General features: G+C 67.5%; 19 protein-coding genes and 1 tRNA gene. 12 read left to right on the top strand and 8 right to left on the bottom strand.

Annotated elements, in window-relative coordinates:
• Nucleotides 1-53 precede the first annotated feature (53 nt).
• On the top strand, nucleotides 54-683 hold the full coding sequence (locus tag ASD21_RS10800) for a LysE family translocator (RefSeq protein WP_056440479.1): 630 nt from the start codon (nucleotides 54-56) through the stop codon (nucleotides 681-683).
• Between the two features lie 147 nt (nucleotides 684-830).
• On the opposite strand, the gene ASD21_RS10795 is transcribed toward ASD21_RS10800, so the two are convergent.
• Entirely contained in the window at nucleotides 831-2,540 is a 1,710-nt protein-coding gene (locus ASD21_RS10795; protein ID WP_056441155.1) for an alkaline phosphatase D family protein, read from the bottom strand.
• 81 nt (nucleotides 2,541-2,621) lie between these two features.
• On the opposite strand from ASD21_RS10795, the gene ASD21_RS10790 reads away from it, so the two are divergent.
• On the top strand, nucleotides 2,622-2,927 hold the full coding sequence (locus tag ASD21_RS10790; protein WP_056440478.1) for a ferritin family protein: 306 nt from the start codon (nucleotides 2,622-2,624) through the stop codon (nucleotides 2,925-2,927).
• A gap of 86 nt (nucleotides 2,928-3,013) precedes the next feature.
• On the opposite strand, the gene ASD21_RS10785 is transcribed toward ASD21_RS10790, so the two are convergent.
• The gene (locus ASD21_RS10785; protein WP_082554716.1) at nucleotides 3,014-5,524 is read right to left on the bottom strand and encodes a TonB-dependent receptor; all 2,511 of its coding nucleotides are present in this window, start codon (nucleotides 5,522-5,524) and stop codon (nucleotides 3,014-3,016) included.
• A 96-nt stretch (nucleotides 5,525-5,620) separates the two neighbouring features.
• On the opposite strand from ASD21_RS10785, the gene ASD21_RS10780 reads away from it, so the two are divergent.
• The 6 genes from ASD21_RS10780 to ASD21_RS10755 all read left to right on the top strand — a co-directional run bounded on the left by ASD21_RS10780 (nucleotide 5,621) and on the right by ASD21_RS10755 (nucleotide 10,699).
• Entirely contained in the window at nucleotides 5,621-6,688 is a 1,068-nt protein-coding gene (locus ASD21_RS10780) for an RluA family pseudouridine synthase (protein ID WP_082554715.1), read from the top strand.
• Nucleotides 6,689-6,795: 107 nt separating this feature from the next.
• Entirely contained in the window at nucleotides 6,796-7,506 is a 711-nt protein-coding gene (locus ASD21_RS10775) for a hypothetical protein (RefSeq protein ID WP_056440476.1), read from the top strand.
• Between the two features lie 110 nt (nucleotides 7,507-7,616).
• The gene (locus ASD21_RS10770; protein WP_056440474.1) at nucleotides 7,617-8,459 is read left to right on the top strand and encodes an MBL fold metallo-hydrolase; all 843 of its coding nucleotides are present in this window, start codon (nucleotides 7,617-7,619) and stop codon (nucleotides 8,457-8,459) included.
• A gap of 77 nt (nucleotides 8,460-8,536) precedes the next feature.
• On the top strand, nucleotides 8,537-9,013 hold the full coding sequence (locus ASD21_RS10765) for a PaaI family thioesterase (RefSeq protein WP_056440472.1): 477 nt from the start codon (nucleotides 8,537-8,539) through the stop codon (nucleotides 9,011-9,013).
• Nucleotides 9,014-9,151: 138 nt separating this feature from the next.
• Nucleotides 9,152-9,241: transfer RNA gene (locus ASD21_RS10760), tRNA-Ser, on the top strand.
• Nucleotides 9,242-9,364: 123 nt separating this feature from the next.
• Nucleotides 9,365-10,699, top strand: coding sequence for a tyrosine-type recombinase/integrase (locus ASD21_RS10755; RefSeq protein WP_235524871.1), 1,335 nt, complete (start codon nucleotides 9,365-9,367; stop codon nucleotides 10,697-10,699).
• Between the two features lie 12 nt (nucleotides 10,700-10,711).
• Here the strand turns inward: ASD21_RS10755 and ASD21_RS23320 are convergent, their stop codons facing one another.
• Together ASD21_RS23320 and ASD21_RS10750 are read right to left on the bottom strand one after the other, a co-directional pair.
• On the bottom strand, nucleotides 10,712-10,906 hold the full coding sequence (locus tag ASD21_RS23320; RefSeq protein ID WP_082554714.1) for a helix-turn-helix transcriptional regulator: 195 nt from the start codon (nucleotides 10,904-10,906) through the stop codon (nucleotides 10,712-10,714).
• Between the two features lie 212 nt (nucleotides 10,907-11,118).
• Nucleotides 11,119-11,355, bottom strand: coding sequence for a helix-turn-helix domain-containing protein (locus tag ASD21_RS10750; protein WP_056440467.1), 237 nt, complete (start codon nucleotides 11,353-11,355; stop codon nucleotides 11,119-11,121).
• A gap of 181 nt (nucleotides 11,356-11,536) precedes the next feature.
• Here ASD21_RS10750 and ASD21_RS23315 point away from each other — a divergent pair, with 181 nt between their 5' ends.
• The 4 genes from ASD21_RS23315 to ASD21_RS10730 are packed head-to-tail and all read left to right on the top strand — an operon-like array spanning nucleotide 11,537 to nucleotide 13,257.
• The gene (locus ASD21_RS23315; RefSeq protein WP_235524870.1) at nucleotides 11,537-11,950 is read left to right on the top strand and encodes a hypothetical protein; all 414 of its coding nucleotides are present in this window, start codon (nucleotides 11,537-11,539) and stop codon (nucleotides 11,948-11,950) included.
• A gap of 41 nt (nucleotides 11,951-11,991) precedes the next feature.
• Nucleotides 11,992-12,426 carry a hypothetical protein gene (locus ASD21_RS10740; RefSeq protein WP_056440464.1) on the top strand — a complete coding sequence of 145 codons (435 nt, stop codon included), beginning with the start codon at nucleotides 11,992-11,994 and terminating at the stop codon, nucleotides 12,424-12,426.
• Nucleotides 12,423-12,767 carry a hypothetical protein gene (locus ASD21_RS10735; protein ID WP_056440462.1) on the top strand — a complete coding sequence of 115 codons (345 nt, stop codon included), beginning with the start codon at nucleotides 12,423-12,425 and terminating at the stop codon, nucleotides 12,765-12,767. The genes ASD21_RS10740 and ASD21_RS10735 overlap by 4 nt, the downstream gene beginning before the upstream one ends.
• On the top strand, nucleotides 12,760-13,257 hold the full coding sequence (locus tag ASD21_RS10730; protein WP_056440460.1) for a hypothetical protein: 498 nt from the start codon (nucleotides 12,760-12,762) through the stop codon (nucleotides 13,255-13,257). The genes ASD21_RS10735 and ASD21_RS10730 overlap by 8 nt, the downstream gene beginning before the upstream one ends.
• On the opposite strand, the gene ASD21_RS23915 is transcribed toward ASD21_RS10730, so the two are convergent.
• The 4 genes from ASD21_RS23915 to ASD21_RS10710 form a co-directional block, all read right to left on the bottom strand.
• On the bottom strand, nucleotides 13,254-13,865 hold the full coding sequence (locus tag ASD21_RS23915) for a hypothetical protein (RefSeq protein WP_156398348.1): 612 nt from the start codon (nucleotides 13,863-13,865) through the stop codon (nucleotides 13,254-13,256). The genes ASD21_RS10730 and ASD21_RS23915 overlap by 4 nt on opposite strands.
• 327 nt (nucleotides 13,866-14,192) lie before the next feature.
• The gene (locus tag ASD21_RS10720) at nucleotides 14,193-14,711 is read right to left on the bottom strand and encodes a hypothetical protein (RefSeq protein WP_056440456.1); all 519 of its coding nucleotides are present in this window, start codon (nucleotides 14,709-14,711) and stop codon (nucleotides 14,193-14,195) included.
• A gap of 82 nt (nucleotides 14,712-14,793) precedes the next feature.
• Nucleotides 14,794-14,997: a conjugal transfer protein TraD gene (locus ASD21_RS10715; protein ID WP_056440454.1), complete on the bottom strand. Its 204-nt coding sequence runs from the start codon at nucleotides 14,995-14,997 to the stop codon at nucleotides 14,794-14,796.
• Nucleotides 14,998-15,073: 76 nt separating this feature from the next.
• On the bottom strand, nucleotides 15,074-15,340 hold the full coding sequence (locus ASD21_RS10710) for a conjugal transfer protein TraD (RefSeq protein ID WP_156398347.1): 267 nt from the start codon (nucleotides 15,338-15,340) through the stop codon (nucleotides 15,074-15,076).
• Between the last annotated feature and the right edge of the window lie 81 nt (nucleotides 15,341-15,421).

Here is a 15,421-nt window from a genome sequence, read left to right as displayed (position 1 = left end):
AGGGCGGCCAAGTCCGGCTTGCGCCCGCCGGCCGGACGACGCACAGGATCGACATGACCACCGCCCAGGCCCTGATCGCCTTCGCCCTCGCCGCCGGCCTGCTGACCATCACGCCGGGACTGGACACCGCCCTGGTGCTGCGCACGGCCGCCGCCGAGGGCTGGCGGCGCGCGACCGCCGTGGCGGTGGGGATCGGGCTGGGGTGCCTGGCCTGGGGCGCGGCGGCGGCGTTCGGAGCCGGGGCCCTGCTGGTGGCCTCACACACCGCCTACACGATCCTGAAATGGGCCGGCGCGGCCTATCTGGTCTGGCTGGGCCTGAACCTGCTGCGCAAGCCGCGCGCCGCCTTCGACGCGGACGCGGGCGCGGCCCCGCCTTCCAGAGGACTGGCCGCGGCGCTGGCCAAGGGTTTCTGGAACAACCTGCTGAACCCCAAGGTCGGGGTGTTCTACGTATCGTTCCTGCCGCAATTCATCCCGACCGGCGCCGGCCCCGCCGCCTTCGGCCTGCTGCTGGCGTCGATCCACGTGGTCATGGGCCTGGCCTGGGCCGGCGGCCTGATCCTGGCCACCGCGCCGATCGCCCGGGCGCTGAGGAAGCCGGGCGTGGTCAAGTGGCTGGACCGGGTGACCGGCGGGGTGTTCGTCGCGTTCGGCGTGCGGATCGCGCTGGAGCGGCGGTAGGGGGACGCCCCCTCCGTCGGGCTTCGCCCGCCACCTCCCCCGGTTCACGGGGGAGGAAAGGAACGCGGCATCCTCCTCACCCGCAAAGCGGGGGAGGTGGCGCGATGCGAATACGCATCGTGACGGAGGGGGCGTCCAACGTGGGAACTACCCCTCCGCCAGCGCCTTCACCCCGCCCTCGTCGCCCGGCGTGACCACGAACCGCTTCAGCACCCGGGTCTGGTACTTGGTGTCCAGGATCGTCGAGACGGCGACCAGCTCGCCCGTCGCCCGGCCGTGCTCGAGGGTCAGCAGCAGGAAGCCCTTGGCGCCCTGGTCGGTGAACTTCACCTCCTTGTTGCGCGCCACATAGGCCTGGTCCAGCGGCGCGCCCGGCAGGTAGTCGCTGTAGCCCGGCGAGGTCACCGAGGTGACGCCGAACTCGGCGGCCACCCGCGTCGTCCCCGCGTCGTCCCACAGCTCGTTGGCCCAGAAGGCGTGGCTGTCGCCGGCCAGCACGATCGGCCGCGCCTTGCCGGCCTTGAAGATGTCGTAGACCCGCGAGCGGTCGGCCGGATAGCCGTCCCAGGCGTCCAGGTTGCCGGGCGCGCCGGCCAGGGACAGGCCCCGGCTCTGCTCGACCGGCTTGGCGACATAGTCGGGCAGCTTGGCCAGCAGGGCCGCATAGGCCGCGTCGCCCATGGCCGCCTTCAGGTCGGGCGGGATCACCCGGGCCATGACCACCTGGTTGCCCAGCACCTGCCAGGCGGTGTCGGCCTTCATCGAGGCGTCGACCTCGCGGGCCAACCACTGCTCCTGGCCCTGGCCCATCATCCGCCGGGCCGGGTCGGCCAGCTTGACGGCGAAGGCCGCGAAGTCGGGCTTGCCGTCCTTCACCGGCAGGTCGCTGCCATAGTCCAGCTGGTGGCTGCGCGCCGTCAGCCGGGTCTCGGTCATCAGCAGGGTGGCGACGTCGCCGAACTGGAAGCGCCGCCAGGACGCCTCGGGCAGGGTCCCGGCCGCCGGCTCGCGGATCGGCATCCACTCGTAATAGGCCTTGATCCCGGCCGCCTTGCGCTTGGCCCAGTCGCCCTCGGTCTTGGGCTGATGGTTCTCGGCCCCGCCGATCCAGCTGTTGTCGGCGGTCTCGTGGTCGTCCCAGACCACGATCCACGGCGCGCGGGCGTGGGCGGCCTGCAGGGCGGGGTCGGTCTTGTACAGAGCATGGCGGCGGCGATAGTCCTCCAGGGAGAGGAGTTCGCGCGGCGGGTCCGGCACGCGGGTCTTGGCGGTGGGCGAGGCCATGCCGTAGTCGTCGGGCGCGGCGCCGTACTCGTAGATGTAGTCGCCCAGATGCAGGACGGCGTCGACGCGCGGCAGCCTGGCGATCGCGTCATAGGCGTTGAAATAGCCGTTCGGATACAGGCTGCACGAGGCCACCGCGAGGACGACGTCGCGGGTCGGGCCCTTGGGCAGGGTGCGGGTGCGGCCGCTCACGCCCTTGCCGGACGGCTTGCCGTTCTTCACGTGCCGGAAGCGGTAGAAATAGTCGGTCGCCGGCTTGAGACCCGTGACGTCGACCTTGACCGTGTGGTCGCGGGCGGCGACGGCCGTGGCCTGGCCCTGGCGGACGATGGTCTTGAAGGCCGGGTCGGCGGCCACATCCCAGCGCACGGCGATCGGGGCCGTCGTCGCCTCGGCCGTCGCCCGCGTCCACAGCACCACCCGGTCGTCCAGCGGGTCGCCCGAAGCGACGCCGTGAATGAACGCGACCCGGCCGGCGAACGGCGCCCGGGGCGTCGCCGCCATCGCCTCGCCGGCCGCGCCCGCGCCCCCCAGGCCAAAGAGGGCCAGGGCCCTGCGTCTGTCGATGGTCATGCTCAACTCCCCGGAAGGCTCACGGCGCCGCTTGGTCTTCTCGTGCGTTAGCCCCTAGAGACAACAGTAGGATGACAATGCATGTCCAGCGAAGGACTCCATGTCCCGCGAGAAAAGCTGCGCGGCAAGACGCTCAACCAGCACTACGCCATCACGTCGCTGATCGAGGAGTTGGAGGCGGTGGACTGGTATCGCCAGCGGGCCGACGACTGCGATGACCCGGAGCTGCGCAAGATCCTGCTGCACAACGCCCGCGAGGAGCTGGAGCACGCGGCCATGGTGCTGGAATGGCTGCGCCGCAGCGATCCGGAGACCGACGCGCAGCTGAAGGAATATCTGTTCACGGACGGATCGATCACCGGCCGCGAGGAAGAGGCGGAGACGTAGGGCTACGAACGGGGACACGCACTCATCCCACGATCCGCGCCCTAATCGCAGGGCGTCGAGTATGAGTGCGTGTCCCCGACGGAGCCCTACCGCCGCAGCGAGAACGTCACGCCGTAGTAGCGCGGGTTGCCGGCGATGAAGGTTGGGATGCCGAAGCCGTCGCCGGTGTTGCCCGCGTCCTTGACGTACTTCTCGTCGGTGGCGTTGGTCACGAAGGCCCCGACCGTCCAGTGGGCGAACGACGGCTGGTACTGCAGGCGCAGGTCCAGCAGGCCGTAGCTCTTCTGGAACTCGTCCTGCACCAGGTCGGGGATCAGATTGTTCTTCTGCAGGGCCGGGATGTCGTTGTCGTCGTCGAAGAACACCTTGGACTGCCAGGCGTAGATCGGCGTGAAGGTGAAGCGGCCGTTCAGCAGGTCGGCGTGCAGGCTGGTCCCCAGCGAGACCTTGTTGTCCGGCGACAGGCGGAAGCGGTTGCCGTCGCGGATGCCGGCCTTGAAGCGCCCGTGGTTGTAGCCGTAGGTCGCGAACACCTCGGCGAAGCTGGCCGCCTGCCAGGTGGCCTGGCCCTCGAAACCGTAGCTTTCGGCCTTGCCGGCGTTGGTGGTGATGATCTGGGCCCCTTCCTGCACCGACGTCTGGAAGTTGTCGTAGGTGTAGTAGTAGACCGCGCCCTCGACATAGAGCGCGCCGCCCAGCAGCCGGCTCTTGGCGCCGGCCTCGTAGCTGTCGACGGTCTCGGCCGAGACCGGGGTGAACTTGCCCGGCGACATCGGCGCGGCGGGCGCGGCCGAGGACAGCACCTTGGGGCGGCGGCCGCGGGCGTAGGACGCGTAGAGGCTGGCCTCGGGCGTGACCTCGTAGCGGCCCACCAGGCGCCAGGTCAGGCCGTCGTCGGTGAAGTCCTGGGTCGAGATCTGGCCGTTGCCGGTGGTCGGCTGGGCGAACAGGCCGAACATCGGAATCGGATAGCCGACCGAGGTCGGGATGTTGGCCGCGCCCGGAACGGCCAGGGCGCCGAGAATGGCCTGCCGCGTCGCCGCCGGCTGGCTGAGCGCGCCGATCGTTCCGCCCAGGATCGAGCGCTGGCTGACCCGGGACGCGATCCCGCTGGACTTGTCGTCATTGGTGTAGCGCAGGCCGGCCGACAGCTCGAAGCGGTCGCTCACATGCCAGGTGGCGTCGCCATAGACGTCCCACGACCGGGTCGTGCCGTAGTTGGTGAACTGCTCGGTGTGGACGCCCAGATTGTTGGCGATGCCCAGGGCCGTGGGACCACTGGCCGCGCCGCCGGTCAGGCCGGTGACCAGAGCCGCCAGGAAGGTGGTGTTGGTCAGCACCGCCGTCGGCTGCGGATTGGGCTTGCTGAGTTGTCTGGTCAGCAGGGCCAGGGCGTAGCGCTCGTCGAACTGCAGCGGCACGCGAGTCCGGGCGTCCTCGTCGAAATAGCTGACGCCGCCGAACCAGCTGATCTTGCCGCCGTTGTCGTGGTTCAGGCGCAGCTCCTGGCTGTACTGCGTGCCGCGCGCGTCCTCGGCGAACACGAACATCGGCAGCGAGAAGCCGTCCGGGTCGAACACCTCGTCGCTGGCGAAGTGGCGGGCCGCGGTGATCGACGACAGGGTCCAGGCGTCGTTGAAGCGATAGTCGACCAGGGCCGTCGCGCCCTGAACGAAGCGCTTGAGGCCCAGCGGCGCGCCGCCCTCGAAGCCGTAGCCGCTGGACAGGCCCGCCGGGCTGTTGGGGTCGCGGTCGCCCAGGGCCTGGCCCGTGGCGGTGTTGGTCGGGTTGAAGGCGTTGGACTTGAACGAGGTGCCCGTCGGATGGTCGGCCTCGTAGTTGAGGATCAGGTCGGCGTCGAGCTTGTCGGTCGGGGTCCAGCGGAACGACAGGCGGGCCGCGCCGGTGTCGGTCGAACCCAGGTTCCTGCCGCCCAGCACGTTCTCGATCGCGCCGTCGCGCTCCTTGTAGCGGCCGGCGAAACGGACCGCGAAGGTGTCGCTCAGCGGCACGTTGGCCATGCCCTCGAACAGGCCGTAGCCGTGGTCGCCCAGCTCGGCCCCCACGCGCCAGTCCAGGGCGTGCACGTCGGCCTTGTTCTGGATGATGTTGACCGCCCCGATCATCGCGCCGCGCCCGAACAGGGTCGACTGCGGGCCCTTGGCCACCTCGATGCGCTGGACGTCGAACAGCTCGACGTACGAACCGCGCGACTTGGAGATCGACACGCCGTCCTGGAACACCGAGACGCGCGGCTCGACCGTGGCCTCGCCGCTGTCGGAGGTGATGCCGCGCATCACGAAGCCGGGGTTGTTGGGCGACTGGTTCTGGACCTGGAAGCCCGGCACGAAGGCCGACAGCTTGTCGAACTCCTGCACGCCCAGCCGGTCGAGCATGGCGCCCGAATAGGCCGTCAGGGCGATCGGCACGTCCAGGGCCCGCTGTTCGCGCTTCTGGGCGGTGACGATCAGCGCCTCGACCTGTTCCGGGGCGGTGGCGTCCGGCTCGGCCGCGTGGGCGACGCCGGCGGCCAATCCGGCGCAGAGCGCCAGACCGCTGACGGCGGTCATGAGCAAGGTGGTGCGGATCGCGCGCATCGACTATCCCCTTCGGACGCTAGGCTTGAACCTGAGCCGTTAGGCGCGGGCGATGTCCCCGATACGACATAGCCATGACGGAGCCGTGAAGACGCCTTGATCCAGCCGCCCGACCCGAGCGAGACGCTGATCGACGACGAGATCGACGATCTGGGCGCCCCCGAAGCGGACGCCCGCGGCGACGTCGTGCGGATCGAGCTGGGCGCCGGCCTGGCCGGCCAGCGGCTGGACAAGGCCCTGGCCGCCGCCGCGCCGGACCTGTCGCGGGCTCGCCTGCAGGCCCTGATCGCCGCCGGCCAGGTGTCGCTGGTCGTCGAGGGCCGCGCACCGCGGGCCATGACCGACGGCAAGGCCAAGGCTCCGGCCGGCGTCTACGAGGTGCTGATCCCGCCCCCGGTCGCCGCCGAACCCGAGCCGGAGAACATCCCGCTCAGCGTGCTCTATGAGGACGCCTACCTGATCGTCATCGACAAGCCGCCGGGTATGGCCGCCCATCCGGCCCCGGGCTGCGAGACCGGCACCCTGGTCAACGCCCTGCTGTTCCACTGCGGCGACAGTCTGTCCGGCATCGGCGGCGTCGCCCGGCCCGGCATCGTCCATCGCCTGGACAAGGAAACCTCCGGCGTGATGGTGGCGGCCAAGACCGACGCCGCCCACCAGGGGCTGTCGGCGCTGTTCGCCAAGCACGACATCGACCGGATGTACGTCGCCCTGACCCGCGGCGCGCCGCATCCGGCGGTCGGGACGATCGTCACCCAGCTGGGCCGCTCGCCCGGCGACCGCAAGAAGATGGCCGTCTTGAAGTCCGGCGGCCGCGAGGCGATCACCCACTATCGCGTCGAGAAGACCTTCGGGTCGTCGGGCAAGGCCCAGAACGCTCCCCTGGCCGCCCGCGTCGCCTGCCGGCTGGAGACCGGCCGCACCCACCAGATCCGCGTGCACATGGCCAGCAAGGGCAGTCCCTGCCTGGGCGACCCGGTCTACGGCGCCGGCGCCCCGGCCGCCCCGGTCAAGGCGGCCCTGACCGAGATCGGCTTCTCCCGCCAGGCCCTGCACGCGGCCGTGCTGGGCTTCGTCCACCCGATCACCGGAGAGACCCTGCGCTTCGAGACCCCCCTGCCCCCGGACATGGCGGCGCTGGAAGCCGCGCTTGAGGCGCTGTGACGCCGCGAGCTTCGGCTCGCGCCCTCCTTGTCTTGCTTAAGCGATACATTCAGGCCCTAATTCGGTTGCAGACCGAGCCCACTGTGGCGGGGTCGGAGGTTTCGTCCATGTTCGCGTCCCGCATCGCCCTCGCCGCCCTACTGGCCTTGCCGCTGGCCCTGCCCGGCGCGGCGCTCGCCCGTTCGGCCGACGACGAGGTGGTGACCACCGCCGCCGCCCGCGCCACCCGCCCGCCGACCGAGGCCGAACTGGCCAAGGCCAAGGCCGACGCCCAGGCCCGCGACGCGGCCGAACGCGCCAAGCCGGCCGTCGTCGACCCGCTCTCCGCCTGGATGGCCGACGCTCCGCCGATCCAGGGGGGGCCGATCGACTACGCCCCGCGCGCCGACCTCGACGTCAACGGCTACCCCCTGGACAAGGACGGCAAGCGCCAGGTCCACGGCGAGATGGGCGTCAGCGTCGGCACCGGTGGCTATCGCAGCGGCTATGTCTCGAGCCTGATCCCGATCGGCGAGACCGGAACCCTGGGCGTCGCCGTCGGCAAGACCGACTACGGCAAGCACGGCGGCTACGGTTACGGTGGTTACGGTGGTTACGGCTATGGCGGCGGCTATGGCTATGGCTGGGGACCGCGCGGCGGATCCTCCCAATCCCTGGCCCTGTCGCTGGACATGCGCGGCGGCGGCAAGTCCGGCAAGTCCGACACGCCGGACGGCTGCGCCCCCGGATTCCGCGACGGCGACCGCTATGTCGAGCCCGTGTGGGTCACCGAAATGCGCGGCGACAAGGGCTGCGCGGCGGCCGCGGAACGCCCATAGGTCTCACCCCTGAGACGAATCGCCTCGGGGGCGAGCAGGCTGGTCTTGTTCGCCGATACTTAAGAGCTTCCGGTCAAGGTGCCCGCCTCAGGGCGTCATCGGACCGATCTATGCAGCCGGAAATCACCGCTTTCCACCACCCCGCCACCGGACGGGTCACCTATCTGATCGCCGATCCGGCCACCCTGCTCTGCGCGTTCGTCGACCCCGTCCTCGACTACGATCCGCTGACCCAGGCGGTCGACACCCGCTTCATCGACGCCATCATCGCCGACGTCCGCGCCAAGGACCTGGGCCCGACCTGGATCCTGGAGACCGGGCTGCATACCGACCACCTGTCGGCGGCCGGCCACGTGAAATACGAGACCGGCGCCTCGATCTGCATCGGCGCTTCGGTGCTGGACAGCCTCAAGCGCCTGGTCCCCGTGCTCGGCGGCGACGGCGTCGACCTGGACGGCTGGGACTTCGACAAGCTGGCCCAGGACGGCGAGGCCCTGCCGATGGGCGGGATCGAGATCACCGCCATCGCCCTGCCCGGCCGCCTGCCCGGCGCCACGGCGTATCAGGTCGGCGACGTGGTCTTCGCCGGCTCGGCCATCCTGCCGCCGGACCAGGGCCTGGACGACAGCGCCGCCCCCGGCGCCGACCCCGCCGGCCTGCACGCCGCCGCCCGCCGCCTGCTGAACCTGCCGCCGGCGACCCGGATCCTCGTCGGCTGGACCGGCGACGTCATCGACGCCTGGAGCACCACGGTCGCCGAGCAGAAGGCCCGCAACATCGACGCCGGCGACGCCGTCTCGGCGCAGGCCTTCGTCGCCCGCCGCGCCGCCGTGGCGGCCGCGCCCGGTCCGCTGGCCGCCCCGGCCCTGCAGGTCGGAATCCGCGCCTTCCGCCTGCCGCCGGAGGGCGAGGACGGCAAGCGGTTCCAGCCCGTCGATATCAGTTCTATTTAAAAACGGACTTGCCTCGACCCGTCCCGGCGCGTAGATGCTTCGCACGCGAAGAACTGGGCACGCGAAGGAGACGCCCCATGGCCGAAGACAACAGCGCCGCCCCATCCCCGCTCGAAGCCGCGCGGAACCTCGGCGACGGCGATCGCAGCGCCGCTCTGACAGCCGGCCAGAAGGGCCACCTGCCCGATCTGCTGGGCCTGGAATGGCTGGAAGCGGCGCCCGGCCGCGTGCGCGGGCGCATGACCGTGACCCAGCGCCACATGGCCCCCAACGGCTTCCTGCACGCCGCCAGCGTCATCGCCCTGGCCGACAGCGCCAGCGGCTACGGCTGCGTGGTCTCGCTGCCCGAGGGGGCCAGCGGCTTCACCACCATCGAGCTGAAGTCCAACTTCCTGGGCACGGTGCGCGAGGGCGGCGGCGTGGCCTGCGAGGCGACCCTGGTCCACGGCGGCCGCAACACCCAGGTCTGGGACGCCCTCGTCACCGCCGAAGCCACCGGCAAGACCATCGCGCTTTTCCGCTGCACCCAGATGGTTCTCTATCCCAAGGCCTAGGCCGGGCCCGCCCCGCGACGGGAAACCGCGCCCCGCGACACAAAAGCTTGTCACAGGCCCTTGCACTCTTTCGGCGGCGCCGCTAGGTATCCCGCCCTCACTCAAGGCCAGCCCCCGGGCAGGCCCCGAAGACCCCCTGGAGAGGTGGCAGAGTGGTCGAATGTACCGCACTCGAAATGCGGCGTGCCTGGAAGGGCACCGTGGGTTCGAATCCCACCCTCTCCGCCACCACCCCATCCCAGTCAGTGCCAGAACGCCCCCGGGCGTCCCGCAAATCCCTGAGCCATAAGGGATAATCGCGAAAACGTGTTTCGACACGTCTCACGCGATCCAACACGCTCCGAGTCTCATTTGTGGGACGAAGTGTGGGACAAAATGGCCCGACTTTGGGAACGCCTGACGGCGCTGCAGGTCAAAAGGACGACACGGCCGGGAATGCACCCGGACGGCGGCGGCCTCTATCTGATGGTCCAGAAGGGCGGCGGTAAGTCCTGGGTCTATCGCTACATGCTCCAGGGCCGCGCCCGCGAGATGGGGCTAGGTCCGGCCCATACGATCAGCTTGTCGGAAGCGCGCGCGATGGCGCGCGACGCCCGCCGCCTGAAGTTCGACGGCATCGACCCGATTGAACAACGTCAACTGGCTCGCACACGCTCAACGTTGGAAGCCGCCAAGGGCTTCACGTTCAAGCAGGCGGCGTCCGCCTATATCCGCGCGAACAAGGCCGGTTGGCGCAACGAGAAGCACGCCCAGCAATGGGAGAGCACCCTGACGACCTACGCCGATCCGATCTTCGGAAATCGCGGCGTCTCGGACATCGACACAGGGCTGGTGCTGGCCGTCCTGGAGCCGATCTGGTCCACCAAGCCCGAGACCGCCAGCCGCGTGCGAGGGCGCGTTGAGGCGGTGCTCGATTGGGCGACCGCCAGAGGGCTGCGCGAAGGCGAGAACCCGGCGCGCTGGAAGGGGCACCTTGAAAAGCTGCTGCCGGCGAAATCGCGCGTCCACAAGGTCGAGCATCACGCCGCCCTGCCCTACGCCGAGTTGAGCGCATTCATGGCTGCGCTGAAGGACCAACCCGGCACCGGGGCGCGAGCTCTTGAGTTCACGATCCTTACCGCCACCCGCACCGGAGAAGTCATCGGCGCCGAATGGAACGAGATCGATTTAGCCGCCCGTGTCTGGACCATCCCGGCCGACCGAATGAAAGGGCGCAAGGAACACCGCATCCCACTCACGGCGCCCTTGATAGAGATCCTTGAAGGGCGGAAGGCCGACTACGCCGCCGTGATCCGGCGCGTTCTCGAATCCAAAAGGCAGCCCATTCCAGATGATATACCACCCGTCGGCCCCCTCTTCTGGGGCACCCTGTTTGGCAAGAAGCTGAGCAACATGGCGATGCTGGCGGTGCTGAAGCGAATGAAGCGCGAAGACCTCACCGCCCATGGCTTTCGCAGCACCTTCCGCGATTGGGCGGCTGAGACCACCGAGTATCGAAGCGAGATTGTGGAAATGGCGCTCGCCCACACGATCGGGAACAAGGTCGAGGCCGCTTACCGGCGCGGCGACCTATTCGAGAAGCGTAAGTTGCTCATGGAGGACTGGGCAGTCGCCGCAGGCTGCGCGCAGCTGGCGGCAAAGCCTGCTCCAGACGCATATGATACGCCTGAAGCTCGCCCGATCTGATCCAGTACCGCACTATTCGGCACGGTAGGCCGACGGATCTGCGATCCAACGATTGATCGCGGATTCTCTCCATCCGGCACCATGCACGCTGATTGGCACCTGCCGTGGAAATGAACCTTCACCGATCTTACGGTAGAGGGTTGAGCGGCTCAGACCCGTGCGTAGCAGCACGGTTCGGATACGCAGAATACGATCAGGTTCAGCCATCGCGACAAGCTCCACAGACTGGGATCTCGGGGCATTCGATGGACCAGAATTGGATCGGCGGAAGAACACCGCAAGGGAGCGCGGGGCCAAAGCGTACTAAGGCGTGGAAAGACAGGCTCTGGGCGCCCTCTAGCGTAGGCTCACCGTGCCTGCGGTGGGTTCTGCACGGGCGAGGCCGTAGCTGGCCGTGGCTAGACCGGGCCGGTTAAGCCCTACTTCTTCAAGCGCACGCCTGGGCCAGCCGTATCGTCGGCCATCTGAAAGATGACACCGGCCGCCTCCAGCGCACGCTGTACGGCTTCCACGTTATCGACCGAACTACGACCAGGTCCAACGGCGCTTTCCATTCGGCGGATCGTCGGCAAGGACAGGCCCGCCGCCTCCGCGAGCTTGGGTCCGCTCCAATCGACAAGCGCCCGCGCCGCCCGGATTTGCGACGCCGTCAGCATGGCATTTTACTATTAGTAAAGTTCACGATACTTTTCGCTTGTCGAAAGAGGTCGTCGATGATACTAAAGGAGTAATACACACTCAGGATGACGAGTCATGAGCTCACGTCGAAAGGCGGGAAGCGCGCCTGCGCGCTTGCCTGAACCATCGAGGCGCACCGTACTGGCCGGAGCGTCGGCGGTGCCTCTGATCAGTGGCCTTGGGCCACATACCGTCAGAAGCGATCCCGACCTTGCCATCTGTCAGCAATGGATCGCCATGGACGTTGAGCATCGCCAACTTCTAGCCGAATGGGGCACCCTCGAAGGTTGGTTGATCAAAAACCGCCGATGGTTTCGCCTGTCGCCTGACGAGCGGGCCGCAGTCCCAGAGGGCGCGCGGTTTTCGCAGATCGAGGCGCGGCTCGATGAGTTGGAGACCGAAAGCCACGTACTTCTCAAGGCTATGCGCCCAGCCCCGGCCAAGAGCGTCGAAGCGGTCATTGCCAACCTCTCGGTGGCGGGGCGTCTAATCTTCGAGGAAGATCACCCAGAGGCGCACGGGCTGATCGTCCGGGCCGTCCGTGACCTCGCCAAACTCAGCGCGCCAAAATGAGCCGCCGGGCGCCCAGACGACGCGGCGGCGCCGATTGGCTGTTGGCGTACACCTTCCTCCGCAACGCAGCGGGCTTTCACGAGGCCGCCGAGACGGCGCAGGATCGCCACCCGGAGGTGACCCGCTACTTCCTCGCCATCGCGATCGAATTGGCGCTCAAGGCCTATCTGCTCGATCGCGGGATGAGCGACGACTGGAATCGGATTCACATCCGCCACGACCTGACCAAGGCGCTGAAGTGCGCTCGGCGCGCCGGCTTCATCGGCGCGCCTTTGGGGCTCTCCGCGCTCGCCGCGCTTCTCAGCCCTTACTACAAGGTCCACGCCGTTTCGGCGATGACGCCAGAGGCCGTCGCGTCGGTGTCCTGGCCCGAGGCCTGCGAAACGGTCCGGGACCTCATTGCCGGCGTAAGCGCCACCATCGACCGCGAGGCGTTAGACGACGAGCCCAGTCTGATGAACATGGAGGGCGAATGATGCGCCGCCATGGGAAGCTTTGGCTGCTCGATCCGACGCAGTGGTGGCGTTGCCGACACCGACGCCTGTGGCGCGGCAGCGGCTTTGATCCTCATAACAGCCAGCAAGTGACGTCCTACGCCGTGATGAACCTTCGTGGCGACACGCGAGACGTATTCCTGCTGTGCTGTGTCCAGGCGCTCGATTACGGGCTGATCGGCCGTCAATTGGGCCTCCCGGTTCAAGCGGTCGAGGCGCACATGGCGACGGCGCTTTGTCAGCTCACCTCAACCCTTGATCTCATTGAGCGCGTCCGGCCCCGACGCATCGCCGAATCCAGCCCGGAGGCTCGCCATGTCTGACAACAAGGATGACCCCTTCACCGTCTCCCGCCGGGTCTTGATCGGGGTGGCCAGCGCCACGCCGATTCTAGCCAATGTTGGTCCCGTTTCGCCGTCAGATGACGTCACGGCGCGGTGCGATGCATGGCTAGCACTCGACGCCGAGATCGACCGGCTGTTGTCGCGCTGGTCGGATCTGGAGAACGTGCTCGTCAAGGAAAGGCGGTGGCGCGAGATGACACCCGACCAGCGTGAGGCCTTGTCGCCGACCGAAGAAATGGACGCCATCGACAAGCAGGTGAAGGGGCTGTTTGAGCAGAGACGCCAAGGGCTCGACGCCCTCCCGGCCCTGGCCGCGCGTGACATGCGAGGTGTCGCCAGCAAGCTTCGGGTCGCCGTAAAGGTCATGGACCATGAACGCGGCGACGGCTTTGAGTTGTTTAAGGGCGCGGTGGCCGAGATGCAGCACGTCCGATGCGCTCATTGCGGCGCGCCGATTGTTGGAACCTAGCAGCGCCGAGATTGAGGTTTACGGGCCTTTCGCCCACACGACCTTTCCCTGTCATCAGGCACTGGGCTTTCGCCTGTAAAGACGCTGCAATAGATGCAGAGAATGTCCTCGATTTCGCGATAGCTCAGTCCATGGAACTCGGGGGGCAACCGCTCACGAGAAATAGAGCGGACGTTGCCGCCGAGACCATCAATCAGCGCCTGGGCACCTCGGCGTGTCCCGTTGTGGAGGTAGATCGCCTCTGGCTCACGTCGAAGACACAGCCCAATCCGATCGGCGGCGTCATAGTCGAGCATCTCTCCGGCGCCACGGACTGGATCAAGCGTCATTTCGACTTGGCTTAAAAGGGCGTCGAACGAGTTGGTGCCGCGCAGTCGTTCCTGATCTGCCAGCAATTTCGCGCGGCTGGCCAACAACACGGCAGGCGGTAATAATTGCTGGTGACTATGCTTCCCCCAAGGCGTCTCTAGCCCCACCGATCGATGGATGGCTTCGGCTAAGTCCTCTCCTGCCCGCCAGTAACTGTCCTCCTCGGCACGCTCGTCGGCTCGCAGTCGATAGTGCCGGACGATGGCGCGCAAAACGGCAGACGACGGGACAGCGGCCATAGTCACGCTCCAAGGCAATGCGAGAGCGACACGGTTTCAACCGTTAAACCAAACGTCAACGCGTCTTGCGTCGGAGACGTACCGCCTCGCCCGATTGCGTACCTGCTCGCGGGAGCTAGGACCGAAACGGTCGGTGCTCGCCCTGGAGCGCTTGGAGAGCCTCTGCCGGGCGGGCTGGTGCGGGTCAAGGGCGGCTTCGCCGTCGCTTCGCGATGCGCCCCGCAGGGCGCACCCTTGACGCGCGCCAGCCCGTCCGGCCCTTGTTCCACCAAGCGATCCAGGGCGGATTGTCTCCGAACGAAGGTTGGGGATAGCCGGAACGTCGGTTCAGATCTCCACACAATGCACTTCGACGCCGGTGATTTTTTCCAGATGCGTTACGCGGCCAAAAGGGAAGTTGGGGGCGTAGAAAAACGCGTAGCGATAAGTCTCAGCCGCGCCGGCCAATTTTTTAAGATCCTTCACCAGCTTGCCATTGTTGTTGGGGCTGACCGCCGCAAACGATTCAGCGCCAACCAAACCCGGCTCGACGCTCATTATGTCGAGGGGTTGGGCAAAGCTTGCTCCGGGCGCAAGGTGAAAACCGCCCGCGTCTGGATGGCGGTGAAGCAGCCACTCGGTCGCCTTCAGGGCCACCATGAACGTGAAGGTCTGATTGATCTGCTCTATCAAGTTCAGGGGCTGATGACTGATTGGATGAAAGCCGATCGGCTCGAATTTCATTCTCCTCAGGACCTCGCGCGGAGTTACGGCAGCCCGTAGCACCGTCATCGCCTTGGCCGTGGCGTCGTCTAGCGTCGCGAGATGCGCATTTAATTCGTCACTGGTATGGATAGTCAAAATCACCGCGCGTTCCCCCGCCGACAACTTCCGATGATCCACCGTCAAATGGATGCGAAGGCTATGAGGTAGGCGAAGATCTGGTCGGTTACGACTCTTCAAAGGCCCGCTTTCCGCCGCGTCGCCAGAGCGCCAGGGTATGTTCGCGGTCCTCGCCTTGGAGCATCATCGCCAGCGTCAGGAACGCGCCGTAGAGCGCGGCGCGGTCGTCGCCGGTCAGATCGACGAGGCCGGCCTTCTGCACCAGGCCGCCGAGTTCGATCAGGTGATGCGTCCGCTCGCGCCGCTGCATCACCCAGGTCCGCGTGTCCGTCCTGGCCCGCCGCGCCTCAAGCCTGTGTCGCGCCGCGTTGATTCGACGGACGGCGTCATTGTTCGCCGCCAGCAGCGCGCGCAGGTTCTGCCTTCCCGCTGCGAAAGAACCCCGCCCCGCGCTTGCGCCACTCCGCCTTGCGGGCAGCGTCCTTCGTCTCGACTAGGCCCAGCAGCCCGCCCGCCAAGGTCTCGACATCCAGCGCGTCGGCCCCTGTGGCGATCACCAGTTCGCCGAGCTGTTTGATCTTCCGCTCCTTCAGCGTTCTGGCCTTGTCTTCCAGCGTCTTCAGCTCTGCATCAAAGTCTCGGGGCTTGCGCATCGCAGTCTCCATGAGTGCGGGATGCGAAGAGGATAAAACAACGGCGCTCGGAAGGCTGTAAGGTCGGCGGAACACATTGGG

Source organism: Caulobacter sp. Root1455 (assembly GCF_001426905.1).
In the GTDB taxonomy this organism is placed as follows: Bacteria; Pseudomonadota; Alphaproteobacteria; order Caulobacterales; family Caulobacteraceae; genus Caulobacter.
This window is presented reverse-complemented; position numbering and strand designations above follow the sequence as displayed.

Coding starts and splice junctions, on each gene's coding strand:
- ASD21_RS10800 (WP_056440479.1), top strand. CDS start 54: ATGACCACCGCCCAGGCCCTGATCGCCTTCGCCCTCGCCGCCGGCCTG.
- ASD21_RS10765 (WP_056440472.1), top strand. CDS start 8,537: ATGGCCGAAGACAACAGCGCCGCCCCATCCCCGCTCGAAGCCGCGCGG.
- ASD21_RS10790 (WP_056440478.1), top strand. CDS start 2,622: ATGTCCAGCGAAGGACTCCATGTCCCGCGAGAAAAGCTGCGCGGCAAG.
- ASD21_RS10715 (WP_056440454.1), bottom strand. CDS start 14,997: ATGCAGCGGCGCGAGCGGACGCATCACCTGATCGAACTCGGCGGCCTG.
- ASD21_RS10785 (WP_082554716.1), bottom strand. CDS start 5,524: ATGCGCGCGATCCGCACCACCTTGCTCATGACCGCCGTCAGCGGTCTG.
- ASD21_RS10775 (WP_056440476.1), top strand. CDS start 6,796: ATGTTCGCGTCCCGCATCGCCCTCGCCGCCCTACTGGCCTTGCCGCTG.
- ASD21_RS10730 (WP_056440460.1), top strand. CDS start 12,760: ATGTCTGACAACAAGGATGACCCCTTCACCGTCTCCCGCCGGGTCTTG.
- ASD21_RS23320 (WP_082554714.1), bottom strand. CDS start 10,906: ATGGCTGAACCTGATCGTATTCTGCGTATCCGAACCGTGCTGCTACGC.
- ASD21_RS10770 (WP_056440474.1), top strand. CDS start 7,617: ATGCAGCCGGAAATCACCGCTTTCCACCACCCCGCCACCGGACGGGTC.
- ASD21_RS10710 (WP_156398347.1), bottom strand. CDS start 15,340: ATGCGCAAGCCCCGAGACTTTGATGCAGAGCTGAAGACGCTGGAAGAC.
- ASD21_RS10735 (WP_056440462.1), top strand. CDS start 12,423: ATGATGCGCCGCCATGGGAAGCTTTGGCTGCTCGATCCGACGCAGTGG.
- ASD21_RS23915 (WP_156398348.1), bottom strand. CDS start 13,865: ATGGCCGCTGTCCCGTCGTCTGCCGTTTTGCGCGCCATCGTCCGGCAC.
- ASD21_RS10795 (WP_056441155.1), bottom strand. CDS start 2,540: ATGACCATCGACAGACGCAGGGCCCTGGCCCTCTTTGGCCTGGGGGGC.
- ASD21_RS10750 (WP_056440467.1), bottom strand. CDS start 11,355: ATGCTGACGGCGTCGCAAATCCGGGCGGCGCGGGCGCTTGTCGATTGG.